This is a genomic window from Mesorhizobium sp. CCNWLY176, assembly GCF_037153935.1.
GTDB lineage: Bacteria > Pseudomonadota > Alphaproteobacteria > Rhizobiales > Rhizobiaceae > Mesorhizobium_M > Mesorhizobium_M zhangyense.
This window is the reverse complement of sequence record NZ_JBBBDZ010000005.1, coordinates 352,368-377,339: the sequence shown is the minus strand read 5'-3', so window position 1 is coordinate 377,339 and position 24,972 is coordinate 352,368. Positions and strand designations below refer to the sequence as shown.

The 24,972-nt window shown below is 61.2% G+C and carries 26 protein-coding genes; 9 read left to right on the top strand and 17 right to left on the bottom strand.

The window, feature by feature from the left end; all coding sequences use genetic code 11:
• Nucleotides 1-55: 55 nt before the first annotated feature.
• Nucleotides 56-988 (bottom strand): VOC family protein, encoded by a 933-nt coding sequence (locus tag WBQ96_RS11625; RefSeq protein WP_336549581.1) that lies wholly within the window; start codon nucleotides 986-988, stop codon nucleotides 56-58.
• 218 nt (nucleotides 989-1,206) lie between these two features.
• Here WBQ96_RS11625 and WBQ96_RS11620 point away from each other — a divergent pair, with 218 nt between their 5' ends.
• Nucleotides 1,207-2,745, top strand: a complete 1,539-nt coding sequence (locus WBQ96_RS11620) for an alkaline phosphatase family protein (protein WP_336549582.1) — start codon at nucleotides 1,207-1,209, stop codon at nucleotides 2,743-2,745.
• Nucleotides 2,746-2,805: 60 nt separating this feature from the next.
• Here the strand turns inward: WBQ96_RS11620 and WBQ96_RS11615 are convergent, their stop codons facing one another.
• Together WBQ96_RS11615 and WBQ96_RS11610 are read right to left on the bottom strand one after the other, a co-directional pair.
• Nucleotides 2,806-3,759 (bottom strand): PRC-barrel domain-containing protein, encoded by a 954-nt coding sequence (locus WBQ96_RS11615; protein WP_336549585.1) that lies wholly within the window; start codon nucleotides 3,757-3,759, stop codon nucleotides 2,806-2,808.
• A gap of 423 nt (nucleotides 3,760-4,182) precedes the next feature.
• Nucleotides 4,183-4,359 (bottom strand): hypothetical protein, encoded by a 177-nt coding sequence (locus tag WBQ96_RS11610; RefSeq protein ID WP_336549589.1) that lies wholly within the window; start codon nucleotides 4,357-4,359, stop codon nucleotides 4,183-4,185.
• Nucleotides 4,360-4,480: 121 nt separating this feature from the next.
• Between WBQ96_RS11610 and WBQ96_RS11605 the strand changes: the two genes are divergently transcribed.
• Complete coding sequence (locus tag WBQ96_RS11605) at nucleotides 4,481-6,025, top strand: sensor histidine kinase (protein WP_336549591.1); 1,545 nt, start codon at nucleotides 4,481-4,483, stop codon at nucleotides 6,023-6,025.
• Nucleotides 6,026-6,033: 8 nt separating this feature from the next.
• On the opposite strand, the gene WBQ96_RS11600 is transcribed toward WBQ96_RS11605, so the two are convergent.
• A complete protein-coding gene (locus tag WBQ96_RS11600) occupies nucleotides 6,034-6,498 on the bottom strand; it encodes a hypothetical protein (protein WP_336549592.1) in 465 nt (154 codons plus the stop codon).
• Nucleotides 6,499-6,521: 23 nt separating this feature from the next.
• On the bottom strand, nucleotides 6,522-6,857 hold the full coding sequence (locus WBQ96_RS11595; RefSeq protein ID WP_336549593.1) for a DUF883 family protein: 336 nt from the start codon (nucleotides 6,855-6,857) through the stop codon (nucleotides 6,522-6,524).
• A 119-nt stretch (nucleotides 6,858-6,976) separates the two neighbouring features.
• Between WBQ96_RS11595 and WBQ96_RS11590 the strand changes: the two genes are divergently transcribed.
• A complete protein-coding gene (locus WBQ96_RS11590; RefSeq protein ID WP_336549594.1) occupies nucleotides 6,977-8,065 on the top strand; it encodes an AI-2E family transporter in 1,089 nt (362 codons plus the stop codon).
• 39 nt (nucleotides 8,066-8,104) lie between these two features.
• On the opposite strand, the gene WBQ96_RS11585 is transcribed toward WBQ96_RS11590, so the two are convergent.
• On the bottom strand, nucleotides 8,105-8,866 hold the full coding sequence (locus tag WBQ96_RS11585) for a Crp/Fnr family transcriptional regulator (RefSeq protein ID WP_165118676.1): 762 nt from the start codon (nucleotides 8,864-8,866) through the stop codon (nucleotides 8,105-8,107).
• Nucleotides 8,867-9,010: 144 nt separating this feature from the next.
• Between WBQ96_RS11585 and WBQ96_RS11580 the strand changes: the two genes are divergently transcribed.
• A complete protein-coding gene (locus tag WBQ96_RS11580) occupies nucleotides 9,011-9,400 on the top strand; it encodes a response regulator (protein WP_246245759.1) in 390 nt (129 codons plus the stop codon).
• On the opposite strand, the gene WBQ96_RS11575 is transcribed toward WBQ96_RS11580, so the two are convergent.
• Nucleotides 9,386-9,934 (bottom strand): RNA polymerase sigma factor, encoded by a 549-nt coding sequence (locus tag WBQ96_RS11575; protein WP_091910293.1) that lies wholly within the window; start codon nucleotides 9,932-9,934, stop codon nucleotides 9,386-9,388. The genes WBQ96_RS11580 and WBQ96_RS11575 overlap by 15 nt on opposite strands.
• A 5-nt stretch (nucleotides 9,935-9,939) precedes the next feature.
• Nucleotides 9,940-10,137, bottom strand: a complete 198-nt coding sequence (locus tag WBQ96_RS11570) for a NepR family anti-sigma factor (RefSeq protein WP_165118674.1) — start codon at nucleotides 10,135-10,137, stop codon at nucleotides 9,940-9,942.
• A 221-nt stretch (nucleotides 10,138-10,358) separates the two neighbouring features.
• On the opposite strand from WBQ96_RS11570, the gene WBQ96_RS11565 reads away from it, so the two are divergent.
• From WBQ96_RS11565 to WBQ96_RS11550, 4 genes are all read left to right on the top strand, one after another.
• Nucleotides 10,359-11,153 (top strand): response regulator, encoded by a 795-nt coding sequence (locus WBQ96_RS11565; protein ID WP_336549600.1) that lies wholly within the window; start codon nucleotides 10,359-10,361, stop codon nucleotides 11,151-11,153.
• 126 nt (nucleotides 11,154-11,279) lie between these two features.
• Nucleotides 11,280-11,444 (top strand): DUF1328 domain-containing protein, encoded by a 165-nt coding sequence (locus tag WBQ96_RS11560; RefSeq protein ID WP_018429836.1) that lies wholly within the window; start codon nucleotides 11,280-11,282, stop codon nucleotides 11,442-11,444.
• Between the two features lie 193 nt (nucleotides 11,445-11,637).
• Nucleotides 11,638-12,678: a sensor histidine kinase gene (locus tag WBQ96_RS11555; RefSeq protein ID WP_336549620.1), complete on the top strand. Its 1,041-nt coding sequence runs from the start codon at nucleotides 11,638-11,640 to the stop codon at nucleotides 12,676-12,678.
• An 82-nt stretch (nucleotides 12,679-12,760) separates the two neighbouring features.
• Nucleotides 12,761-13,087, top strand: coding sequence for a hypothetical protein (locus tag WBQ96_RS11550; protein WP_165118668.1), 327 nt, complete (start codon nucleotides 12,761-12,763; stop codon nucleotides 13,085-13,087).
• Nucleotides 13,088-13,121: 34 nt separating this feature from the next.
• Here the strand turns inward: WBQ96_RS11550 and WBQ96_RS11545 are convergent, their stop codons facing one another.
• The 4 genes from WBQ96_RS11545 to xylF all read right to left on the bottom strand — a co-directional run bounded on the left by WBQ96_RS11545 (nucleotide 13,122) and on the right by xylF (nucleotide 18,238).
• Nucleotides 13,122-14,762, bottom strand: a complete 1,641-nt coding sequence (locus WBQ96_RS11545; RefSeq protein ID WP_442920814.1) for a CHASE domain-containing protein — start codon at nucleotides 14,760-14,762, stop codon at nucleotides 13,122-13,124.
• Nucleotides 14,763-14,870: 108 nt separating this feature from the next.
• Nucleotides 14,871-15,659 carry an ATP-binding cassette domain-containing protein gene (locus tag WBQ96_RS11540; protein ID WP_165118664.1) on the bottom strand — a complete coding sequence of 263 codons (789 nt, stop codon included), beginning with the start codon at nucleotides 15,657-15,659 and terminating at the stop codon, nucleotides 14,871-14,873.
• Between the two features lie 22 nt (nucleotides 15,660-15,681).
• Nucleotides 15,682-17,001: a sugar ABC transporter permease gene (locus WBQ96_RS11535; protein WP_165118662.1), complete on the bottom strand. Its 1,320-nt coding sequence runs from the start codon at nucleotides 16,999-17,001 to the stop codon at nucleotides 15,682-15,684.
• Between the two features lie 193 nt (nucleotides 17,002-17,194).
• Entirely contained in the window at nucleotides 17,195-18,238 is a 1,044-nt protein-coding gene (gene xylF / locus WBQ96_RS11530; protein ID WP_336549631.1) for a D-xylose ABC transporter substrate-binding protein, read from the bottom strand.
• Between the two features lie 286 nt (nucleotides 18,239-18,524).
• Here xylF and WBQ96_RS11525 point away from each other — a divergent pair, with 286 nt between their 5' ends.
• Entirely contained in the window at nucleotides 18,525-19,766 is a 1,242-nt protein-coding gene (locus tag WBQ96_RS11525) for an ROK family protein (RefSeq protein ID WP_336549632.1), read from the top strand.
• 3 nt (nucleotides 19,767-19,769) lie between these two features.
• On the opposite strand, the gene phoB is transcribed toward WBQ96_RS11525, so the two are convergent.
• The 5 genes from phoB to pstC form a co-directional block, all read right to left on the bottom strand.
• Complete coding sequence (gene phoB / locus WBQ96_RS11520) at nucleotides 19,770-20,459, bottom strand: phosphate regulon transcriptional regulator PhoB (RefSeq protein WP_091909675.1); 690 nt, start codon at nucleotides 20,457-20,459, stop codon at nucleotides 19,770-19,772.
• A gap of 122 nt (nucleotides 20,460-20,581) precedes the next feature.
• The gene (phoU, locus tag WBQ96_RS11515; RefSeq protein WP_336549637.1) at nucleotides 20,582-21,289 is read right to left on the bottom strand and encodes a phosphate signaling complex protein PhoU; all 708 of its coding nucleotides are present in this window, start codon (nucleotides 21,287-21,289) and stop codon (nucleotides 20,582-20,584) included.
• 33 nt (nucleotides 21,290-21,322) lie between these two features.
• Complete coding sequence (gene pstB, locus WBQ96_RS11510) at nucleotides 21,323-22,147, bottom strand: phosphate ABC transporter ATP-binding protein PstB (protein ID WP_165118654.1); 825 nt, start codon at nucleotides 22,145-22,147, stop codon at nucleotides 21,323-21,325.
• A gap of 14 nt (nucleotides 22,148-22,161) precedes the next feature.
• Nucleotides 22,162-23,478, bottom strand: a complete 1,317-nt coding sequence (gene pstA / locus WBQ96_RS11505) for a phosphate ABC transporter permease PstA (RefSeq protein WP_336549640.1) — start codon at nucleotides 23,476-23,478, stop codon at nucleotides 22,162-22,164.
• Nucleotides 23,475-24,941 (bottom strand): phosphate ABC transporter permease subunit PstC, encoded by a 1,467-nt coding sequence (pstC, locus tag WBQ96_RS11500; protein WP_336549642.1) that lies wholly within the window; start codon nucleotides 24,939-24,941, stop codon nucleotides 23,475-23,477. The genes pstA and pstC overlap by 4 nt, the downstream gene beginning before the upstream one ends.
• Nucleotides 24,942-24,972 lie beyond the last annotated feature (31 nt).

Here is a 24,972-nt window from a genome sequence, read left to right as displayed (position 1 = left end):
TGGGCATAGCCTATCCGAGCCGGAAAAATCCGGCTCGGACTTTTTTGAGCAACCGTCAGTCGCCAAGCGGCTGCAGGTTCTTTTCGAGATAGTCGCGCAGATGCGCATGCTGGCTCGGCAGTTTCAGTGCCTCACCGAGATGGGCCGTATCCTCGTCGCGGTCGAAGCCCGGCTCGTTGGTCGCCACCTCGAACAAGACGCCGCCCGGCGTGCGGAAATAGATCGCCCAGAAATAATCGCGGTCGATCACCGGCGTCACCTGGTGGCCCGTGTCCATCAGCGCCTTGCGCACCTCAAGCTGCTTGGCCCGGTTCTCGACGGCAAAAGCCACGTGATGCACGGAGCCGGCGCCGAGATTGGCAAAGCCGACGCCGGGAAGGCTCTCGATGTCGACGACATCGGCGCCGTTACCGCCCTTCACAGCCAGCCGCTTCACATTGCCGGTGGTGTCGACTTCCTCATAGCCCATGAACTTCAGCAATTCCTCGGTCGCACCGCCATCCTTGAGACGCAGCGACACGGAATGGAACCCGCGGATCGCCTCGTCGCCGGGCACGCCGCCTTTGGTCCAGGGCGCGCGGCTGTCGTTCTTCGCTTCGACAAGCGCAAAGCCGTCGCCATCAGGCCCGTCGAAGGCCAGCCGGCTCTCGCCGAACACCGTCTCGCGCTTCAGGCCGGTAACGCCCTGCTCGGCAAAGCGCTTTTCCCAGTAGCCAAGCGTACCCTCAGGAACCGAATAGACGGTCGTGCCGACCTCGCCGGCACCGTGGCTGCCCTTGCCGATATTCGGGAAGGGAAAATAAGTCATCACCGAACCGGGCGTGCCGAGCTCATCGGCATAGTAGAGATGGTAGACATCCGGCGCGTCGAAATTGACCGTCTTCTTGACGCGGCGCAGGCCGAGTTTGTGGGTGAAGAAGTCGTTGTTCTGGCGCGCATCCTTCGCCATCGAGGTGACGTGGTGCAGGCCTTTGATCTGGTCAAGCATGTTCTTTGCTCCCGTTTTCGCCATGCAGCGCTTGCTGCTTCATGTCCCCATATGTCGGTCAAACCGGCCTGCTGGAAAGACGCCAATGACAGAATGGACTGTATTCATTTTGTGAACGATAGATCAAAGACTGTTCACTATTGACGCCATCCGATCACACTTGCGCCGCCCTGAAAATTCGGCTCCATGAGCGAGACAGCATTCTGAGGGAGCAGCGCGTGGCAGGCAAAGGCAAACGTCAAAACATCCTTCTGATCACCTGCGACCAGTGGCGCGGTGACTGCCTTTCAGCCGCGGGCCACAAGACGGTCAAAACGCCGAACGCCGACGCGCTGGCCACTGAGGGCGTGTTGTTCAGCCGGCATTTCGGCGGGGCAGCACCCTGCTCTCCAGCGCGCGCCTGCCTCTATACCGGCCTCTACCAGATGAACAACCGTGTCTGCCGCAACGGCACGCCGCTGGATGCCCGCCACGACAACATCGCCCTCGCCGCGCGCCGTCTCGGCTACGATCCGACGCTGTTCGGCTATACCGATGTCGCGCCCGACCCGGATTTCCATGCGCCGGGCGACCCGTTCCTGCGCACCTATGAAGGCGTGCTCCCGGGCTTCACGGCGCGCCAGCTTCTGCCCGAACACCAGAAGCAATGGCTGTCCTGGCTCGCTGCCCGCGGCATCGATTCCAGCGCTGGCTTTCCCGATATCCACCGGCCTGCGAACGGCAATGGCAAGCATGTTACCAACGCGCCGCCGGTCTATTCGAAGGACGAGACGCCGGCGGCATTCCTGGCCGGCGAATTCGTCCGCTGGCTGGGCGAGCAGGAGGAGCCCTGGTTCGCGCATGTTTCCTTCCTCAGCCCGCACCCGCCCTTCATCGTGCCGGAGCCTTACAACAGCATGTACGACCCGGCTGACGGCCCGGATTTTCACCGCGCCAAGGACTGGAAGACAGACGCGAAGGCGCATCCATATCTCGCCTATGAATACGAGCAGCAGCAGCGCTCAAAATTCATCCCCGGCGCCAAGGGCAAGGTGCGCGACTGGGGCGAGGACAATTTCCGGCGCATCCGCGCGCTTTATTACGGCATGATCTCAGAGGTCGACGCCCAGCTTGGCCGCATCTGGCAGGCGCTGAAGGCAAACGGTGCGTGGGACGACACGATCATCGTACTGACCTCCGACCATGCAGATATGATGGGCGACCATTTCATGCTCGGCAAGGGCGGCTATTTCGACCAGAGTTTTCACATTCCGCTGATTATCCGCGACCCGGCGCGCAAGAAGTCTGCCGGAACGTCGGTGACGCATTTCACCGAGGCAGTCGACATCATGCCGACGCTGATTGATCTGCTTGGCGAAGATGTGCCCGCTCATCTCGACGGTCATTCCCTTAAACCTTTTCTGAAAGGCAAGCAGCCGGAAGCATGGCGCGACGCTGCGCATTGGGAATTCGACTTCCGCTCGATCTCGGAGGGGACAGCCGAGCGACATTTCGGAATGAAGCCGCAGCAATGCAACCTCGCCGTCGTCCGTTCCGAACGGTTCAAATATGTCCATTTCGGTAGCGGCTTGCCGCCGCTTCTTTTCGATCTCGAACGGGACCCCGGCGAGCTGAATAACCTGGCAAATGAACCAAAATTCCTCGGCGTCCGGCTCGAATTCGCCGAGCGTCTGCTTTCATGGCGCGCGCGCCATCTCGACCAGTCGCTGGCTTTGGTCGAGCTGACGGAGCATGGCGTGATCGCCTATGAGGGGTGACAAAAAGAAGCCCACGCCGTTGCCGGCGCGGGCCAAAATCACTGATACTATGATCGACGGTTAGTTCATCTTCAGAAGCTGCTCATCACGCTTTTCACCGAAGGTCGCCTTGTCGTAAGCGGGCTGCGCTTCGAGCTGCTCCTTGGTGAAGTTGGTGTAGAGATACTTCTTGCCGTCCTTGTCCGTCATGAAGGCCAGCTTATCCATGCCGACGGCGACTTCCTTTGCACCGACGCCAAGGAACCCGCCGACATCGATGATGACGGCATCGACCTTGGCGTCCTTCAGGACGACATCACCGATCTTGCCGACATTGGCGTCTTCAGCACCGTAAACGGTGGTGCCCGTCAGCTCTTCCGAACGGATTTCACCGACCGGCACCTCGGTCAGCTGCGACTTGTCGATCGCACCTGTTTCTGTGGTGTCGGTCGCTGCCGGAGCCTGCGCAGTGTTGTCGTTCGACGGAGCGGCAGGTGCTGCAGCCTTGTTATCGTTCGACGGTGCCGGCGTGGCCGGGGCCATCGCGGTATTGTCGGTTGCCGGTGCGGTCGTATCCGTTGCAGCCGCAGCGGCAGGCTCAGGGTCATAGCCGCGGCGATCGAAGTCCGGCAGGGCCTGGAGCTGTTCCTTGGTGGTGTTCACCACGGCCCAGCGGTCGCCGTTCTGCTCGGCCCAATCGACCTCGGAATAGTTGACGGCAACGTTCTTCGCGCCGAGACCGAGGAAGCCGCCAACGCCGACGACGAGCGCCTCGATAGCGCCGTCCTTGTTGATGACTATGTCGTTGATCTTGCCGATGTTCTCTGCCTGCTCACCAGTGCCGTTGTAGACGGTTTCGCCCATGATATTGCTGGCAAGATGACCGTCAGCGCGGGTGACCGGGGCCTCTGCCGCAGGTGCTTCCTGTGTCATTGGAGCCGGGCTGGCAGGAGCAGGAGTAGCGGATTCCTGCGCATATGCAGCGGTCGCCATCAGCGTGGCGATTGCAGTCGTAGCCAAAAGATTGCGGAACATGATAGTCTCTCCTTGTGCGTGATCTTTATGCACTGCCGCGCCTCGGTCGAACCGTCGCAGGGAAAACTCGGGCGCGGCATCACAACCTCACAACGCCGTTACTTCCATCCAGTTCCGAAATTTGCCGTCCGGCTTATCCTTTTGGACAAGCAGAAAATTTCCGCCGCGACGGAACCATTCCGCGTTCAGCGCGTTTGTGCGCACGGGTTCCTTTTCTGCCGGCGACTGGGGTAGCCGTTTCTTCGATGTATCTGGAGCATTCCCGATGATTTTGTTGCCGTGCTCTACCGGGGTGAGAGCACGATTTGCGTTCCGCGTTCCTTCAGGGTTTCGCCGCACATGAGTGCGGCTTGCGAAATCGTCGGTTCCGCGCAGCACGCTGGAAATTACCTGAAATCTATCATCCCGGGCAAAACGTCGGATCTAGTTCGTCTGGCTGGACGCTGCCGGCTGATCGGCTCCCGGCTCTATCGACTTGCCGTAAAGCTCGACTGCAAACCACGCCGCAGCCGCAAGCAGCAAGGCGCATATCAGAACCACGAGAACTTGCCAGCCACGCCGCCCCTGTCGCGCCTTGTCGGTCGGAATTGTCTTGGGCAAGATAAACCTCCATATGGCGCGCGGGCGCGCCTTTTTCTCCTGGAGGTCAATGCGTCCAGACCGGTGTGGTTCCCGCGACGGTGGTCACGGGATTTTTTCAGTTTGGGCCTGGGCAGTTAGAATGCACGAAGCGGATCGGGACAATTCGGAAACGCTGGACGCCCTGCCGGCAGACGTTCGAGAGGTTGTCGGCGACGAACACAGGCGTGCGGTTCTATACGGCTTACAGACGCTTGATACGTCTTCCGACCCCGATTTCGATCGCCTCACCGGCCTTGCCGCAGCCCTGATGGACGTGCCCATCGCGCTTGTCAGCCTGGTCGATATCGAGCGGCAATGGTTCAAGTCGTGCATCGGCATGGAGGGCAGGGAAACGCCGGTCAGCCTGTCTTTCTGCGCACATGCCATCACCGCCGGCGACGACGTGATGGTGATCCCGGACGCCACGGCCGACCCGCGCTTTGCAACGAACAGCCTCGTCACCGGCGAGCCTCACATCCGTTTCTATGCCGGAGCGCCGATCACTGTTTCCGGCGAACGCATCGGCACGCTCTGCGTCATCGACCGCAAGCCACGACAGCGGCCCTCAACGGAAAAACTTGACCAGCTGAAGATGCTTGCAGGGCTCGCCTCCAGCCTCTTCGCGCTCAAGGAAGGCACACGCACCGGCGCGCTTGCCCGCGCCGAACTGGAGCGCGAAGAAAAACGCCGCACCGTTGCGGTCGAGGCAGCCTCGCTGGCAAGCTGGGCTTGGGACGTACGCACAGGCGCGATCGAATGCGATACGCTTTTCCCGGTCCTGCTCGGTCTGGCGCCAACCACGCGGTTGACCGCACGGCAGATTTTCCGCGCCGTCGACCGCCGCGACGTGCGGCAGGCCGAAAGAAGCTTCAGACAGGCCCTGTCGAGCAATGAAGACTATGTCGGTGAATACCGGATCGCCGACATCGAACCAGCACGATGGCTCGGCGCGCGCGGTCGAGTCGTCGAACGCGACGCGGGGGGCAATGCCACGCTCGTCTTCGGCGTCAATTACGATATCAGCGAAAGAAAGCTGGCTGAAGAACGCCAGCGCCTGCTGCTGCGCGAACTCAACCACCGCGTCAAGAACACGCTGGCGACCGTGCAGGCGCTGGCGACGCAGACCGTGCGCCACGCGCGCGAGCCCGGCGAGTTTCTGGACGCCTTCAGCGCCAGGCTGCAGGCGCTCGGGCTAGCCCACGGCATGCTGTCGGACAGGGAATGGCGCGGCATAGCGCTCAACGAACTGATCCAGCTTGAGGTGAAGCCGTTCGACGACGAAGAAACCCCACGCATCCAAATTTCCGGCGAGGATATCTTCCTGTCGCCCGATCAGGCGCTTGGGCTTGGCCTCATCCTGCACGAACTGGCCAGCAATGCCATGAAATATGGCTCGCTTTCCACCACAAGCGGCACTGTCGACCTTAGCTGGAACGTCGAAAAAAGCCGGCATTCGCGACGCCTGACGCTGACTTGGAAGGAAGCCGGCGGACCGGCGGTCGAAACGCCGCAACGCTTTGGCTTCGGTTCGATCCTGATCCGGCGCAGCCTGTCGAAGATCATTTCGAGCGAGGTGACGCACGAATTCCTGCCGGGCGGCGTGAAGGCCAAAATATCGATGCCGCTCGAGCAGTTCTCCGACTGATGTAGTGATCAGTCCGCGTCGTCTAGCGGTTCTTCGCCGGAACGGCGGCGTGACTTGCGGTTTTCCCGATAGATTTCGTAGGCCACTACCGCCAAAGCGGGCGCTACGATCGCACCCAGACCGGCCTTGCCACGGAACAGCCCCGGCAGCACGGCAAGAGCCGAAGCGGCTGCGAGCGCCGTCAGATCCTTGTTGCGCCTGCGCGTTTCGCGTCGCCGCTGCGCGCCGGATGTCAGCTTGTTGATGAGGAGAACGAGCCCGGCAAGAACGAGAAAGCCGATGCCGAACGCCACGGCTGCCCGTGTCCAGCCATAGTGGTGGGCTGTCCAGATATAGGCCCCGCCGATCAGGAAGCTGACGCCGACCAGCGCGGCAACGCCCGCCAGAAGATAGGCGATCGCCGCGCGCTTTGCGCGACGCACGGCATGGAGCGTCTCGCCCGAAGCGAAACTGGCAATGAGCGATGCGAGCATATTCTACGCCCCTGCCGTGCGATCTAGCGGCGCGACAAGAGCGCGAACAGGAAGCCGACGCCCGCTGCGATGGCGAGCGATGTCACCGGCTTCTCCCGCACGGCGGCGGTGATCTGGTCTTCGATATCCTTGGCATTGCCGCGCAGGCTCTCGATCGTCGCTTCACCTTGCGCGCGGAGCTGGTCCACGCCTTCCTTGGCGGCGCGGCGCGCGGCACCGTAGGAGTGCTCTCCGGTGGTGGCCAATTGTTCGGTCAGCTTGGCGATATCGGCGCGCAACTGACGGATGTCGGCCTCGATATCCGAGGACGTGACCGTGTCGTTGTCGTTCCGGGTGGATTTGCCTGCAGCTGCGGCCATGGTTCAACTCCTTGGGTTTGTACGGTCCAAAACGCCTCATATGCGGCGAGGTTCCGCCGGGAAGGAACGAAACGCGATGAAAGTGCGTTTCCGTGGTCAAATCCAGCCGGAATTATTGAATGACCGAACGAGCGGCCAAGAAGGCGCCAATCGTAAGATTGCCGCCAAAGTCGAATATCGAAATCTTCCTTACCCGATCCTCGCAGGTGTCGGTCATCTTCATTGGGCTGCTCGCCTTCGTGTTCGCATTGTCGGCAGGCCAATATATTCTGGCGCCCGTTTCACTCGGCATCGTCGTCGGCCTTATGCTCGGCCCGCTTGCCTCGAAACTCGAGCGGCGCGGCCTGTTACCCGGCCTTTCCGCCATCCTGGTCGTCCTTCTGTTTGTCGCAGTCGCCTGTCTCTTTGCGCTTGCGGTCGCCGCACCACTTTCGTTCTGGATCGGGCGGCTGCCCCAAATCTGGAGCAATCTCCAGCATCAGCTTTCCGAATTGAAAGGGCCGCTCGACGCCATGCGCGGCATGCGCGACCAGCTGCGCGAATTGACCGGCGGCAAGGGCCTGACCGTATCGGTCGATGAGGGCATGGGCGTGGAAAGCATGGCAACGCTGGCGCCTGCCGTCTTCGGGCAAATCCTGATCTTTTTCGCCAGCCTCTATTTTTTCGTCGCCACCCGCCACCAGACGCGCACGGCAGTGCTGACCCTTTGCTTCAATCGCCGGCTGCGCTGGCGCGTCGCGCATATCTTTCGCGACGTCGAGCAGATGGTGTCGCGCTATCTGCTGTCCATCAGCCTCATCAACATTGGCGAGGGGCTGGCCGTGGGCGTCGGGCTTTATCTTATCGGCGTGCCTTCGGCATTGCTGTGGGGCGCGCTGGCGATACTGACGAATTTCGTCGTCTTCATCGGCCCGGCAGTGATGGTCGTCATCCTGTTTTTGATCGGCCTCTCGGAATTCGATTCGCTGGGCGGAGCCTTCCTGCCGGTCGCGATCTACCTTGCCATCAACACCATTGAGGCGCAGTTCGTCACGCCGATGGTGATCGGTCGAACGATGACGCTGAACCCTTTCCTCGTCGTACTGGCGCTGATTTTCTGGATCTGGCTGTGGGGTGCCCTCGGCGGCTTCATAGCCATTCCGGCGCTGCTGATCGTCTACGCGATCTTCCGCAATATCGTTCCGGGATTGGACTGGGGCGCGGACTGAGCGCCGCCCGGATTCAGGTCAGGCCGTCATCACCTGAATCTATACCAAGGGGCGAAGCACTTCGCTCAGCCCTTCCCAACGGGCCAGCCTCATCAGGCCATCAACGTCGAGGATTTCACAGCCGCCATCCCGCCAGATGATCAACTCGCGGTCCATCAGCTTGCGCAGCGTCTTGTTGGTGTGGACGAGCGACAGGCCAAGCGTATCGGCGATGTGCTGCTGGGTAATCGGTATTTCTATCGCCTGCTTGCCGTTCAGACCGACCGTCTTCGCCCGGCTGCCGATGAAGGCGATGAGATAGGCGGCGCGTTCAAGTGCGGTGCGGCGCCCGACGCTCAGCAGGTTTTCATCGAGCATCTGCTCTTCGCGCGATGCGATCCAGGTGATGTCGTAGGCAAGGCCGGGATAGTTTCGATAGAGCTCGTGCAGCTGGTCGCGCTCGAACATGCACAAAAGCAGCGGCGAAAGCGCCTCGACCGAATGCTGCATCTCTCCCATCAGGCTGCCTTGCAGACCGATCAGGTCACCAGGCATCAGATAGTTGAGTATCTGGCGGCGTCCGTCCGACATCAGCTTGTAGCGGAAACCCCAACCCGAAAGCACGGTATAAAGGTGAGCGCTGTGGTTCCCCTCGACCAGGACCGTCGCGCCCTTGTCCACCGCCAGCTCGCCCTTCTTGAACTTGCTGACGAAAGCGAGCTCTTCTTTCTCGAACTCGCGAAACACCTTTAGCGGCCGCAGCGGGCACTTCTCGCAGGAAAATTGCCGCGCCGAAAATGATCTCGCCTGCTGTGCTGCCACGGAACTCTCCCCAAAAGTCGATTTATTTCAACGCATTGGAGGTCGGAGAGTTCCAATTGCGCGCATTTGGATACATGTCTTTTTTAAATGACAACGCCGGTGTTAGCCGTCATGAATCGCCGCCTTTCAACAGAGTGATTTCCATTGGCAAATTTGCTTTCCGGTATGCGTATCCTGATCCTTGAGGATGAGTTCCTCATTGCGATGGATGTCGAACAGCTTTGCCGGGACAATGGAGCCACTGAGGCGGTGATTGCCCGCAACCTTGACGAGATCGACCAGGAGCAAGCATCGAAAAACTTCGATGCGGCGATCCTCGACGTCATGCTCGGGGGTGCCTCCACACTGCCTTTCGCGAAGAAAATCCATGAGAACGGCGTGCCGTTCATCTTTGCGTCGGGCTATGCGGATGTCGATGAAATCTTTACCGCCTTTCCCGGCATCCCCGTCATCGGCAAGCCCTATTCCGGCACCGACCTGATCGAGGCGCTGGCAGCGACCGCCGGTCGCCTGCCTGATTCAGGCGGCGTTTGAGCCCATGACCTGTGCCGAGATAGCGTCCGGCCCGAACTCGGCCTCACCGGATATGTCCAGGATTTCCTGAAGGCGATTTCTTGCACGGCTGACACGGCTCTTTATGGTGCCGACGGCACAGCCGCAGATCTCTGCCGCTTCCTCGTACGAGAACCCCGACGCGCCGATCAGGATGATCGCCTCGCGCTGGTCTTCGGGAAGCTGTTCCAGCGCACCGCGGAAATCCTTGAGGTCGAGCATGCCGTGCTGACTGGGGTGAACCGCCAGGCGCTCGGTCATCACACCGTCGCTGTCCTGCACTTCACGCCCGCGCTTGCGCATCTGCGAATAGAATTCGTTGCGCAAAATGGTGAAGAGCCAAGCCTTGAGATTGGTCCCCATCTGGAAACTCTCATGCTTGTCCCACGCCTTGACCAGCGTTTCCTGCACCAGATCGTCGGCCTTGTCGGCGCTCTGGGTAAGGGAAACTGCAAAGGCGCGCAGGTTCGGGATGGTCGCGAGCAGTTCCGTCTTGAATGCCGGAGAAACGGCCATGCTGATCAACCCTTCTTCTGAAGAGGTTCAGCCTGTTCCAGCTGGCTGAGCAGCTGAGCGAAACGATCCGGCACCTCGTCGGAGACCAGTTCGTCATAATATTGCTTGAGTTTGCGGCCAATTTCCGAGTTGGTCCCGAGTGGATCACCTGATCCGTTTCGGCGCCGATTGACGGGTTCTGCCCCGGTCTTTTGCTTGGTCATGCTATAATTTCGTCCTGTTTCTTGCCTTGCGTCTTCCGGTCACGCTGTAGAGAAAACAAGGCGAACGGCATCGGCATCTGGTTACCCAAATTCCCCCGGAAACGCCGCAGCCTGAAATTCGTTCCCCGTATGAGGGAACTTTTTCGTAAAAGTCTCGTTGAAGGGACTGGTCATTCAAACTAAGTCAATTTCGACCCATCAGTTGAGGGAAGCATCCTATCATGAGTCTATCTGCAACCATTGCCCCGCATTTGCCTTTTCTCCGGCGTTTTTCCCGTGCGGTTTCCGGATCGCAGCAAAGTGGAGACGCGCTGGTAGCGGCGGTTCTCGAGGCGATCATTGCCGATATAAGCATTTTCCCGGAGGCTTCCAACGATCGCATCGCGCTCTACAAGGTCTTCGCGAAGCTGTTCACGTCGATTGCCATCCGCGTACCGCAGGAGGAAACCAACTCCGCGTGGGAACAGCGCGCCGCCGCCAACCTCACTGCCCTTTCGCCATTGCCCCGTCAGGCCTTCCTGCTGGTCGCGGTCGAAGGCTTCACCAACGAGGAAAGTGCCGAAATCCTTGGCGTTACCGAGGAAAAGTTTATCGAATTGCTGACCCAGGCCAGCAACGAGATTTCGCGGCAGGTGGCCACGGACATCCTTATCATCGAGGACGAGCCGCTGATCGCCATGGACATCGAGGAGATGGTCGAGAGCCTTGGCCATCGCGTCGTCGGCACCGCCCGCACGCACTCTGAAGCAACGGCGATATTCAACAAGACGCGGCCGAAAATGGTGCTGGCCGATATCCAGCTGGCAGATGGCAGTTCGGGCATCGACGCCGTCAACGAAATCCTGACCACCGCCGCCGTGCCGGTCATCTTCATCACCGCCTTTCCCGAGCGCCTGCTGACAGGCGAGCGCCCGGAGCCGGCATTCCTCGTCACCAAGCCGTTCAATCCTGATATGGTCAAGGCGCTGATCAGCCAGGCGCTGTTCTTCGACCGGCAGGCGAAAGCGGCTGCATAGTCGTGACGCAGTTTTAGGCGAAGAAGGTCGTCCCTGCGGCGGCCTTTTTCTTTGAGAATATCTTGTTTCGGGAACCAACAACGCGGAAGCGCGTTTTTCCAACATAGAAATTCAGGGAGTTAGATCATGCTTTACTGGGCCCTTGTATTCCTTGTCGTAGCTATCATTGCCGGCGCGCTCGGCTTTGGCGGTATTGCCGGCACTTCGGCCGGTATTGCGCAGATTCTGTTCTTCATTTTCCTGGCGTTCCTCGTGATCTCGCTGATCGCGGGTCTTTTCCGCCGCGCATAGCGGTCTTCGCCGGAAATGACGGGATGCTGGAAACCGCACCCCTCAAACGGTTTCCAGATAGCCGCCGGGCAGCGCTTCCCAACAGGGCGCCGCTCGGCGGAACTTTTTTCGGCTATATCCTTTCGGGAACTCATCGCAGATCGGGAACTCATAACAGATTGAACCGTTCAGCTTGACCTCATGTCATTGGACAATGAGCACGGCGGAAAGGCAGGCAAGCGTGGGGAAAGATGGGCAGAGGCCTACGTTACCGGGCGACGGTGCGAGAATTGGTCAAAGCCTGCTTCAAGTCCTGAAGAACACCGGTGTCTGCGTACTCTATCAGGATCGTCATCTTCGCTACGTCTGGGTCCATAACCTGCCCGAACCCTGGACCCCGGGTACCGTTATCGGCCACAGCGATGACGAGATAATCCCCGGCCATCAGGCAGGAAGGATAATTTCCGCCAAAAGCCGGGTGCTCGAAACAGGAAACTCCGAAACTCTGGAATTCAGCCTTCCTCATGAGGCTGGCATGAGATGGTTCGATCTCTGGATCGATGCCGATAAAGGCGCAACCGGTGAAGGTGACGTGGTCGGCGTGATGACCACGGTCATCGAAACGACCGACCAGAAACGCCGCGAGCAGACCTTGAAGACCCTGCTTCGCGAACTCAGCCACCGTTCGAAGAATCTTCTCGCCATCATCCAGAGCATCGCCACACAGACCGGCCGCTACTCGGGCACGATCGACAGCTTTCTGTCGCGCTTTCGGGGCAGGCTGCAATCGCTGGCCTCCTCGCAGGATCTGATAACCTCGTCGAACTGGCGCGGCGCTGATCTGCGTGAGCTGGTCACCAGCCAGGTCGGGCGCTACAGCCCGGGAGCGTCCCGTTCGATCGTCTTCGAGGGCATAAATCCCTATCTGAACCCAAATGCAGCACTTCATATCGGTCTGGCGCTGCACGAGCTTGTGGTCAATTCCGTCAGCTACGGCGCGCTCGCCCGCAACGGCGGCTTCGTCACGGTGTCCGCCAAACCGGTCAACGGAGATAACGGCGACGTTGCGCTGTCCTTTTCCTGGACCGAAACGATCGGTCCGGAAGCCAGGGATATGGGCGAGAAAAAGTTCGGCAGCGTGGCACTTGAGCGCGTCGTTCCCGCTTCCATGAACGGCACCGCGAACTTTGCGATCGAGGGCGACACGCTGGAATACCGACTCGAGATTCCCGCCGGCAGCTTCGAGATAGAGTAGAGCAACGGGCGCCTGTTCCTGACGAAACCGCTCTGGAACTTTAAGGGCACATGACTCGTTTACATGGCGAAAGGATCCAGCCATGGAACATATTGCTGCACTGCTGCTGATAATTGGATGCTCCGGCGATCTCAAGCAATGCACCGAAATGCCGGCGCCTGTCACCATTTTCGAAACCGCCGAGGAATGCCAGAGCGTTCTTCCGATGGCTCTGCGTGATGCCAAGGGCAAACATACGCGTACTTTCGCGACATGCGTTCCGGTCGATCCCGCCATGGAAGAGGAAGACGCCGAGCTGACCTGGGATGTCCTCCCTAGTGGCAAGCTGGTCGCCGAAATCGGTGCACCGAATGTGGTGGTCGCCTCAAATCCGGCGCGCTCCGACAAAAACTCCGTTCGCCAGCAGTAGGATCGCACGATCCTCGAAGGGGTGACTGCTGATGTCACTCCCTGGTCTTTGAAAGACCTTTCAGCGGGATATCGATCTGGACCAGAAGACCGTCGGCGCGATAATCGCGTTCGATGGTGCCGTAGAGTTCCCTGGTGATGTTCATGTCGATGAGCTTGGTGCCGAACCCTGTTCTTGTCGGCGGCGAGATCGCCTTGTTGCCGCTTTCCGTCCAGGTCAAGCCAAGGCGCCGTTCGCCGCCTTCTTCATGAACCCGCCATTTCACTTTCAATGCACCCACCGTGTTGCCAGCCTCGCCATATTTCAGCGCATTGGTGGCAAGCTCGTGGAATGTCAGGCCGAGCGCCTGCGTCGTGGTCTCGTTCAACAGGACGACCGGACCCGATAGCATGTCGTCGGGTAGATCCTTGCCGAAGACCTGCCCGAGTTCGATGCGCAGGAGTTCGCCGAGATCGGCCTTCTGCCAGCGAGAACGCGTCAGCATGTCCTGCGAGGCGGCCATCGCCTGCAGCCTCGCGGCAAAGGACGTGGAGAACTCGTTGACGTCGGTCGCGTGCGCCGCCGTCTGCCGCGCCATCGCCAGCACCCGCGTGATCGAGTTCTTGATGCGATGCTTCATTTCCTGAAGCATCAGATCCTTTTCCAGCAGGCTCTTTTCCGTCGTTTCATGCAGGCGCTCTGCGGCATTGTAGGCACGCTCCTGATAGCGGGCGACCATCGCAATGGCGCCGGCGAGCAGGAGCCCGAACAGGCCAAGCATGACGGGAATGGTAGGCGACGACGGCTCGGAAAACCCTTCCGTCGGACGGAAGCGCACCGTCCATGGCCGGCCGGCCAGAACGATGCTGCGCGTCACGCGAAAATCTTCGCTGTAGGCAGCGCCGGGCGGTGTCGGCGAGCGGTAGAACAGATTGTCGTCGCTGGCGTCGCCGTCGAACACTTCGGCATGAACAGGCAATATCGGAGCCGAGCCGAGCGCCGCCTCGAACAGGTCGCCGGTGCGAAACGCGACATACACCAGTCCCGAGACGGTCGGCTTGACGCCTCCCGTGGCGATATCCGATCCATCTTCATCCACGCTTGCGAACACCAGAAACCCGGGCACCTTTTCTGCCGAACCGGTATTTTCGCCGAGAACGATCCGCGCAGTCGCCCGGGGAACCCCGCTGGTCATCGCCATTTCGATGGCAGCGCGCCGCGCTTCTTCCGTGAACATATCGTAGCCAAGGCTGGATATGTTGGCCTCACTCAACGGCTCGTAGAGCACTATCGGCGTCCGCCATTCCAGCTCCGATGGCGGGTAGATCGACCCTTCGATACCCCCGATCCTGCGGATGTCCTGCTCGAGCTGAGCTTCATCGCCGCGTTTGGCTATCCCAAGAAACCCGATGCCCCTCAGGCCCTTGAAGTTGTTTTCAACGTCGAGCGCATCGAAGAATGCCTTGAACTCCGTTCGCCCGATCTCACGCCCCCGAACCTTGAAAAGGGCCTGCGTGGAACGCAGCAGCGAGAGGTGGAGGTTGAGACGGCTCTCGATGCGGTTCATGGCATCGTCCACCGTCGCGGCGAATTTGAAACGCGCGGCCTCCTGGGACGAATGATAGGCAAAGCCAGCCATCGCCAGGCTCGCAGCCGCGACGGCCAGAAAAACCGCGACAGAGAGAAATTTCTTCAAGGGCCGGGCCTGCGAATTGCTCATACCAGACCCTTATTAAAGGGTGCCGGGGGTAATGCAATGCACAGGCCCATGCGATGGATTGCGCGTGGCCTCAGCGCAACAGGTTCAGGCAGCGATGGCCATCGCCCCCGGTCCCGGGATTGCACCGGGAGGGCATTTGCCGAGGATGATCATGCCCAGAACCTCGTCCTTGGTGACGTCCTGGGTGCGTGCGGTGCCGACGACCTGCCCGTTCTTCATGACGCAGACGCGGTCGGCGAGATCGAACACGTCATGAATGTCGTGGCTGATCAGAAAGATGCCGATACCGTCGGCCTTGAGCTGCTTGACCAGTTCGCCGACCTGCGCGGTCTCCTGGGGGCCGAGGGCTGCCGTCGGCTCATCCATGATCAGGATGCGGGCGTTGAACAGTATGGCGCGCGCGATCGCCACCGACTGGCGCTGACCACCGGAAAGCTTGCTCACCGGCTCCTTGAAGCGCTGGAAGCGCGGATTGAGCCGTCCCATCACATTGCGCGCTTCGGCTTCCATGGCGACGTCATCGAGCGTGCCCCAGGCCGTCCTGAGCTCGCGGCCGAGGAACAGATTGGCGGCGGCATCGACATTGTCGGCCAGAGCCAACGTCTGGTAGATCGTCTCGATGCCGTATTTCTTGGCATCGCGCGGGTTGCCTATGGAGACTTCCTCGCCATTGACGAAGATCGAGCCGCCGTCGCGCTTGTAGGCGCCCGACAGTATCTTGATGAGCGTCGACTTGCCGGCGCCGTTGTGGCCGAGCAGGGCAACGACCTCGCCGGCATGGAGATCGACCGACGCATCATCGACGGCGCGGATGCCGCCGAAGGCGATCGAGATGTTCTTCATGTCGACGAGCGGGGTGCTGGTCTGATCCATATGATTGCCTCCCGGTTTCTTCTTACTGGACGCGGCGGCGGTAGAGCGTGTCGAGCCAGACGGCCACGACCAGCACGAGGCCGACGACGATGTTCTGCAGCGGTGTGTCGACGCCAAGCAGCACCATGCCCGATTGCAACGACTGCATCAGCAGGGCACCCAGCATGGCGCCGGCGACCGTGCCGACGCCACCTGCCAGCGACGTGCCGCCGATGACGGCTGCCGCAATCACCAGAAGCTCGTCGAGCGTGCCCTGGGCGTTGGTCGCGGCATTGAGGCGCGCGGTCGAGATCGCAGCACTGATGGCGGCAAGGAAGCCCATGACCATGAAGATCTTCATGGTCACCCAGCGCGTGTTGATGCCGGCGAGTTCGGCTGCTTCCGGGTTGCCGCCGATGGCGAAGACGTAGCGGCCAAAGCGCGTTCGCGTGGTGACGAAGGTCATGATGATGCCGGCGGCGATCGCCATCAGCACCGGAATGGCGATGCCATGGGCGATGAACAGCCCGCCTTCGGGAATGGTTATGTTGTTGGCCTCGGCATATTTCTTCACCGTGCCTGCCGGCCACGGATAGGAATTCGCGACCCAGACGGCTCCGAGGATGACGGCGCAAGTAACGGTGCCAAGGAACACTTCGGCCCAGACCGGCCGCAGCGGGAACTTGAAGCGCTTGCGCTGGCGGCGGCCCGAAAGCAGCATCAGGATGACGGCAACACACGCGACCAGCCCGATGACCCAGCTCCACGTCGCGCCGATCGCGCCCTCAGGGCCGCCGCCCATCAGGCGGAACGTCGCGTCCATGGGTGCGACCGTCTGGCCGCTGGTGACCCACCAGGCAGCACCGCGCCAGACGAGCAGGCCGCCGAGGGTAACGATGAAGGCCGGAATGCCGAGATAGGCGATGAGAAAGCCCTGGAAGGCGCCGATCACGACGCCGACGACAAGGCCGGCAGCAAGCGCGATCATCCAGATCGTGGGGTCGCCAAGCGAAAAGCCCATCACCCGCGGCAGGAACACCGTCTGGGTGACGCCCATGATCATGGCGACGAAGCCGAGCAGCGAGCCGACGGAGAGGTCGATGTTGCGCGTAACGATGACCAGCACCATGCCGGTGGCCATGACCGCGACCGACGAGGACTGCACCGAGAGGTTCCACAGATTGCGGGGCGTGAGAAACAGCCCGTTCGACAGGATATGGAAGCCGATCCAGATAACCAGAAGCGCGCCGACCATGCCGAGCATGCGGGTGTCGATTTCGGTGGCCTTGAGAAACCGGGCGACAGCGCCGAGTTCGGATGCTCGAGCCCGATCCGCAGATTCGCTCGTTGTCACGTCCGTCATGACTTCCTCCCGCCGGCCTTCACGGTCTTTCGCCGATAGCCGGGCTTCATCCTAGCGCATGCCCCTGAAAACCGGAACGATTTCCCGACCGAGATCACGCGTCGTTTCAAAACGGTAGGCCTTCTTGCAAAAGCCCTTAAGAAAACGCCGCGGTTCTCTTCAAACCGCGGCGTCGCTATTCAAGCCGATTGGCTTAGTTGCAGGCCGGAACCGACCCTGCCTTCACGCCCTGGCAGACGACGTCCTTGGAAACCCAGCCGGCGTCGATGACGACGTTCAGATTGTCCTTGGTGACTGCAACCGGCTTCAGGAACACCGAGGTCATCTCGACCTTGTTCGGGCCGCCGTCGAACTTCACGGCGTTCGCGATCTTGTCCATCGCGGTGCCGTCGGCGAGCTGCGAGGCGATTTCTGCCGCAGTCTTGCCGAGTTCGCGGGAGTCCTTCCAGACCGAAACGGTCTGGGTGCCGAGCGCGATGCGGTTGAGTGCTGCATGGTCCGCATCCTGTCCCGAAACCGGGACCGAGCCTGCCAGGCCCTGCGCGTCGAGAGCGGCAATCGCGCCGCCGGCAGTGCCGTCATTGGCAGCAACGACTGCATCGACCTTGTTGTCATTGGCGGTCAGGAACTGCTCCATGTTCTTCTGCGCGTTGGCGGGCAGCCAGCCATCGGTATAGGCCTCGCCGACATTCTTGATCTTGCCGCTATCGATCGCGTCCTTGAGCACTTCCATCGCACCCGCGAACAGGAAGTCGGCGTTCGGATCGGAGCCCGAGCCCTTGATGAAGACGTAGTTGCCTTCCGGCTTGACGTCGAAGACGCCCTTGGCCTGCATGCGCCCGACTTCCTTGTTGTCGAAGGTCAGGTAGAAGGCGTCCTTGTTTTCGATCAGGCGGTCATAGCCGACGACCGGAATGCCTTCGGCAACGGCCTTTTCGACGGCCGGTCCGATGGCGCTCGAATCCTGTGCCAGGATGATGAGCGCGTTGGCGCCCTGGCTGATCAGGCTTTCGACGTCGGTGAGCTGCTTGGCAGCCGACGACTGCGCGTCGGCGGAGATGTACTTGTCGCCGGATGCTTCGAGAGCAGCCTTGATCGCCGCTTCGTCGGTCTTCCAGCGCTCTTCCTGGAAATTCGACCAGGACACGCCGACGATCTTGTCCTTCGCATGCGCGACAGCGCCCAGCGACATGGACAGCGCAACACCCGCCAGCATGGCGGTTGCAAACTTCTTCATGATTTCCTCCCTGGCGCCAAGACAGCGCAACGATACTTTGGCCTTCGGGCCTACCCAGAAGCTCTTTTTTTCGAGCCTCGAAAAAAAGAATGACGCATGCGCAGAGTTCTGTCAATATCCTTGTGCCGCTGTTGACGGGCCTGCCCTGTGAAGGGATGGTTCACGATGGTTGCAAAGGCTAGGATCCCTTGTCCGAACAGCCTTCGGAAGGATCACGGTCCAACAACAAGGCAGGGGCCGTTCCGCTTCAGCGGAATGAACAGGCTCCCGGGAGGAATACGAAAACATGTCGGTCGCGATCCGTCACGACGATCTGCGCAAGCGCAACCGCGCCATGGTCATTGCCGCCGTGCGCCAGGCGCAACAGCCGTCGCGTACCGAGATCGCCGGTTCGACCGGGCTCAGCCACTCGACCATCTCCGCAATCTCGTCGGACCTTATCGCCGAGGGGATTCTGCTGGAAGCCAAGGGGCCGGAAGCGTCGTCACAAAAGCGCGGGCGGCCACAGGTGGCGCTGGAACTGAATCCCGATGCCGCCGAAATCGTCACCGTCGTCCTTTCCCTGAACTTCCTTTCGGTCGCGATCGTCGACTATTCCGGCAAGGTCGTGTCCGAAGAAGAACGCAGGCTCGAAACGCTGACCATGTCGCGCGACGGCTTGATCGGCGAATGCGTGGCCATGGTGCGCCGGCAGATCGCGCTGCGTAAATCGGCCGGCCGGCGGGTGATGCGCATCGGCATGGCCGTGCAGGGCATCACCGATTCCACGTCCCGCGCGATGCTGTGGACGCCGATCACAGCGCATACCCACATCGCTTTCGCCGACATCATCGAGGAAGCAACCGGCATTCCCGTGACCGTCGAGAACGACTGCAACATGATTGCGGTGGCGCTGAGATGGCGCAAGCCCGAGCGCTACCACAATGACTTCATCGCCGTGCTGCTTTCGCACGGCATCGGCATGGGCATGGTGCTGAAGGGCGAGCTCTTCACCGGCACGCAATCCTCCGGTGGCGAGTTCGGCCATATGATCCATCGGCCCGATGGCGCGCTCTGCCGCTGCGGCCGGCGCGGCTGCGTCGAAGCCTATGCCGGCAACTATGCCATCTGGCGCAAGGCAAAACAGGCAAGCGAAGACGATGCGCCGCTCGCCGACATCAGCGATGGCGACATGCGCATGCTGGCAGATAGCGCACGCGCGAGCGACGGCCCCGAGCGCGAAGCGTTCCGCAAGGCTGGCGAAGCGATCGGCTTCGGCCTTGGCAGCCTGTTCGCGCTGATCGATCCCGCTCCGGTCGCCGTCGTCGGCATTGGCGCCACCGCTTTCGACCTGATCGAGCCGGCGCTGCGCGAAGCGATCGACAGGACCGCCGGCGGCCAGCACAACAAGGCGATCTCCTTCGACACCGAGCCGAACGAGCTTCCGCTTATCCGCGAAGGCTGCACCATGCAGGCGCTGACCTTCGTCGATCAGGAAATTTTTGCACCGGGCGCAAGCCCGGCAGCAGCGGGCAGGAACGTAGCCTGAAAATCAGTCCTCGCGGATCGCGTAGCCAGAGCCGCGGATGGTGCGGATGACGTCGGGCATTCGGCCTGTATTGACGGCCTTGCGCAGCCGGCCGACATGCACGTCCACGGTGCGCTCGTCGATATAGATCGTCTCGCCCCAGACATTGTCGAGAAGCTGGCTGCGCGAGAAGACGCGGCCGGGATGGCGCATCATGAATTCGAGCAGGCGGAATTCCGTCGGCCCGAGCTTGATCTCGCTCTTCTTGCGATAGACGCGGTGCGCCTCGCGGTCGAGCACGATATCGCCGACCTTGAGCACGCTGGAAAGCACTTCCGGCTTGGCGCGGCGCAGCAGTGCGCGCACCCGCGCCATGAATTCCGGCGTCGAGAACGGCTTGACCAGATAGTCGTCGGCGCCGGTGGAAAGGCCACGCACGCGGTCGCTTTCCTCGCCACGCGCCGTCAGCATGATGATCGGCAGGCGTTCGGTTTCGGGACGCATTCTCAGCCGGCGGCAAAGTTCGATGCCGGAAACCGCCGGCAGCATCCAGTCGAGCACCAGAAGATCGGGCACGTTTTCCTGAAGCCTGATTTCGGCCTCGTCGCCGCGCGGCACGATCTCGACCTGATAGCCTTCCGATTCGAGATTATAGCGAAGCAGCACGCCCAGCGGCTCTTCGTCTTCCACCACCATGACTTTGGGTGCGATCATCAATTTGCCGTCCTGTTAACGCGATCCGGTTCGAGCCCCCTCGCCTTTCGCATGGTGTCCGGCGGGTTTCGCACCGCCGGTGGAGCAAGCTTACCCTTTTAAATCTCCGCTATCGACACGCCTCAGGCGGCGGGTGCGGTCATCGACGTCTCGTCCTGCTTCGGCCGATTGAGCGGAAGCTGCTTTCCGGTCATCACATAATAGGCGTTTTCGGCAATGTTGGTGACATGGTCGCCGATGCGCTCCAGATTCTTGGCGCAGAACAGAAGGTGCGTGCAAGCGGTAATGTTGCGCGGGTCTTCCATCATGTAGGTCAGGAGCTCGCGGAACACGGCGGTGTATTTGACGTCGATCTTCTCGTCAGCGGCGCGCAGCGCCTGCAGTTCGTCAGGCCGGCGCGACACATAGTGGTCGACCACTTCCCGAACCTGATCCAGCACCATGCCCGACATCGCCTCGATCGAATGGGCAAGGTCGCGCGGCGTGGCGCTCTGGCCGACTGCGCTGACGCGCTTGGCGATGTTCTTGGCGAGATCGCCGATCCGCTCCAGATCACCGGCCATGCGGATGGCGCCGACAACCGCGCGCAGGTCCTGCGCCATCGGCTGGCGCTTGGCGATCAACGTGATCGCGCGCTCGTCCAGCTCGCGCTGGCGCGCATCCATGATGGCGTCGTCAGAAACGACGCGCTGGCCGAGCGCATTGTCGGACTGAACCAGCGCCTGGATCGAAGCGCTGACCATCGCGCCGGCCAGGTCGCCCATGTCCCGGATGAGACGGTCGATATGTCCCAGATCTTCATCGAAAGAGGTGACGGTATGTTCGCCCATGATGCTGTCCTTGCAATCCGCGTCGTGTTCGCGTCAGCCGAAGCGGCCGGTGATGTAGTCCTGGGTTCGCTTGTCGTCGGGGTTGGTGAACATCTTGTCGGTCGCACCCTCCTCGACGAGATAGCCGAGATGGAACATCGCCGTGCGCTGCGAAACGCGCGCTGCCTGCTGCATCGAGTGAGTGACGATGACGATCGTGTAGTTCTGGCGCAGTTCGTCGATCAGTTCCTCGACCCTTGCGGTGGCGATCGGATCAAGCGCAGAGCACGGCTCGTCCATCAGGATCACCTCGGGCGACACCGCGATGGCGCGCGCGATGCACAGGCGCTGCTGCTGGCCGCCGGAAAGCCCGGTGCCGGGTTCGAGCAGGCGGTCCTTGACCTCGTTGAACAGGCCGGCCTTCTTCAGGCTGGTCTCGACGACATGATCCATATCGGACTTCTTCTTGGCCAGCCCATGGATGCGCGGCCCGTAGGCGACGTTCTCGTAGATCGACTTCGGGAACGGGTTCGGCTTCTGGAAGACCATGCCGACGCGGGCGCGCAGTTCGACCACGTCGATGTTCTTGTCGTAGATGTCTTCATTGTCGAGCGTGATCTTGCCGGTCACCCGCGCGCTGTCGATCGTGTCGTTCATGCGGTTGAGGCAGCGCAGGAAGGTCGACTTGCCGCAGCCCGAAGGGCCGATCAGCGCCGTCACCTGGTTTTCGCGCACGTCGAGATCGACATCGAACAGCGCCTGCTTCTCGCCGTAAAACACGCCGACCTTGTTGCCGCGCATCTTGATGATTTCGTTGGGTGTGCCGCTCATTTTATCGCTCACTGCGCTTTCGAGTGCTTTCTCGGTCATGATGTTCATAACATGGTCCTTTTCTACCAGCGCCGTTCGAAGCGGCGGCGCAGCACGATCGCGGTGATGTTCATCGCCATCAGGAAGATGAGCAGGATAATGATGGCGCCCGACATGCGCTCGACGAAGGCGCGCTCGGCCTCGTTTGCCCACATATAGATCTGCACCGGCAAGGCCGTCGCCGGCTCAAAGGGCGTTGTCGGATAATTGGCAACGAAGGCGACCATGCCGATCAAGAGCAGTGGTGCCGTCTCGCCCAGTGCACGCGCCAGGCCTATGATGGTGCCGGTCAGGATGCCGGGGGCAGCCAGCGGCAATATGTGCTGGAACACCATCTGCATCTTGGATGCCCCGAGACCCAACGCTGCCGAACGGATCGACGGCGGCACGGCGGCAAGGGCTGCGCGGGTGGCGATGATGATCGTCGGAAGCGTCATCAGGGTCAGAACGAGACCGCCGACGAAAGCGGCCGAACGCGGCAGGCCGAGGAAGTTGATGAACACCGACAGGCCGAGCAGGCCGAAGACAATCGATGGCACGGCGGCGAGATTGTTGATGTTGACCTCGATCAGGTCGGTCAGACGGCCCTTCTTGGCGAATTCCTCGAGATAGATCGAGGCTGCGACGCCGATCGGCAAAGCAAGCAGAAGCACGATCACCATCATGTAAAAGGAACCGATGATCGCCACGCCCATGCCCGAGGTCTCAGGACGGCTGGAAGCGCCGAAGGTGAACAGGCCCTTGTTGAAACGCTCGGCCATCGAACCGTCGGCCGTGAGTTGCTTCATCCAGATGACCTGCTGGTCGGAAACCTTGCGCCGCGCCTCATCGACGTTGAGATCGATCTGGCCCTTGAAGGCCGAGTCGAGATTGGCGGCGGCTAGGATGTCGACGTTGCGGGTCGTGCCGATGACCGATGGATCGGCCGCAACCACGTCACGCAGCTGCGTGCGGGCGCCGTCCGACAGGAAGCCCTTGAGCTTGCGGATCGTCACCTTGTCATCCGGGTTGATCCCCAGCTTGGCGACCAGCGCGTTCTCGGCAAGCTTCGGATAGTTTGCCGAAATCAGCACGCTCGGATCGGTGGCGCGCTTGTTGTCCGGATCGAGGATCTTCTCGTCGAAATTGATCGGCAGCGACACCGTCGTCTGCCAGAACGCCGTGTAGCCCTTGGAGACGATCGAAAACAGCATGATCGCCAGGAAGATGAGGCCGACAGAGATCGCCAGCATGCCGTAGATGCGGAAGCGGCGTTCGGCGGCGTAGCGGCGCTTCAGCCCGATATCGCGGCGCGGACGGGGGACGGCGCCGGCAACTGTGTCCATGGAAATGTCGGTCATTCGTACTGTTCCCGGTACTTGCGCACGATGTAGAGGGCGAAGATGTTCATGATCAGCGTCAGGAAGAAGAGCGTGATGCCGAGCGCGAAGGCGACGAGCGTCTGCGGCGAGTTGAACTCGAGGTCGCCGGTGAGCTGATTGACGATCTTGACGGTGATGGTGGTCATCGCTTCGAACGGGTTGAGCGTCAGGTTGGCGGCCACGCCCGCGGCAAGCACCACGATCATCGTTTCGCCGATGGCGCGCGAGGCGGTGAGCAGGATGGCGCCGACGATGCCCGGCAGCGCGGCAGGCAGGATGACCTTGCGGATCGTCTCCGAACGCGTAGCACCGAGGCCGAGCGAGCCGTCACGCATGGCCCTCGGCACCGCGGTGATGATGTCGTCGGAAAGCGAAGACACGACCGGGATGAGCATGACGCCCATGACGAGACCGGCCGTCAGAATGCTCTGCGCCTGGATGAAGGAGGTGCCGCCGGCAAGGGCTGCACTGAGGTCGCGCAGGAAGGGTCCAAGCGTCACCAGCGCGAAAATACCGTAGACGATGGTCGGGATGCCGGCGAGCAGTTCCAGCGCCGGCTTGACCACGGCACGAACCTTCGGCGAAGCGTATTCGGCCATGTAGACCGCAGACATCAGGCCGACCGGCACGGCAACCAGCATGGCGACCAGCGCGATATAGAGTGTGCCGGCGAGAAGCGGGATCAGGCCGAACTGGCCAGCCGACTCGCCCGCACCGGCGGCAGCGAAGCGCGGGTCCCAGACGGTGCCGAAGAAGAAGCTGAAGAAGGGTACGCGCTCGAAGAAGTTGATCGACTGGAACAGCATCGAAAGCACGATGCCGACCGTCGTCAGGATGGCGATGGTCGAGGCGCCGAGCAGGCCCCAGAGAATGAGCCGTTCGACATTGTTGCGCGCACGCGCCCTGACTTTGATCTGAGAAAGGCCGAAGACGGCACCAGCGACGGCAAGCGCGAGAACCAGGACGCCGCCGATCAGTTGCATCGTATCCTGCGTGCGGTTGGCATCCACCGCGATCGGTATCATGTAGTCCTGCGTATCCGGCGCCAGTGCTACGCCGCGCGCCGCAAGCATGGGCTGCAGCTCGGCGAAGGTAGCCGGCAAATTGTTGGCCGCTTCCGGCTCAAGCTTACGCAAACCGTTGGCGAGGCTCTTGGTCAGGCTGGCGGCCAATGTGCGGCTGGCAATGGCGCTTTCAGCGGTCTGTGCCGGCAACTGGCCGTTGATATGACTGTTGAGATAGACGCTGGAGCCGATGCTCCAGATGGCCAGCAGGAGAAGTGCTGGCAGCGTGGCGAGCAGGAAGGCCCACCAGCCATGATAGTGAGCGCGGGAGTGCGGCTTGACCTTGCCGTTGTCGTGGGCGGCGGCACGCTGTCGTCCGATGAAAAAGGCGACGGCGCCTATGACGAATACGAGCGCGAAGACGAGCATCAAGGACATGGACTACTCCGGGATGGCAGGCATTTCGGGG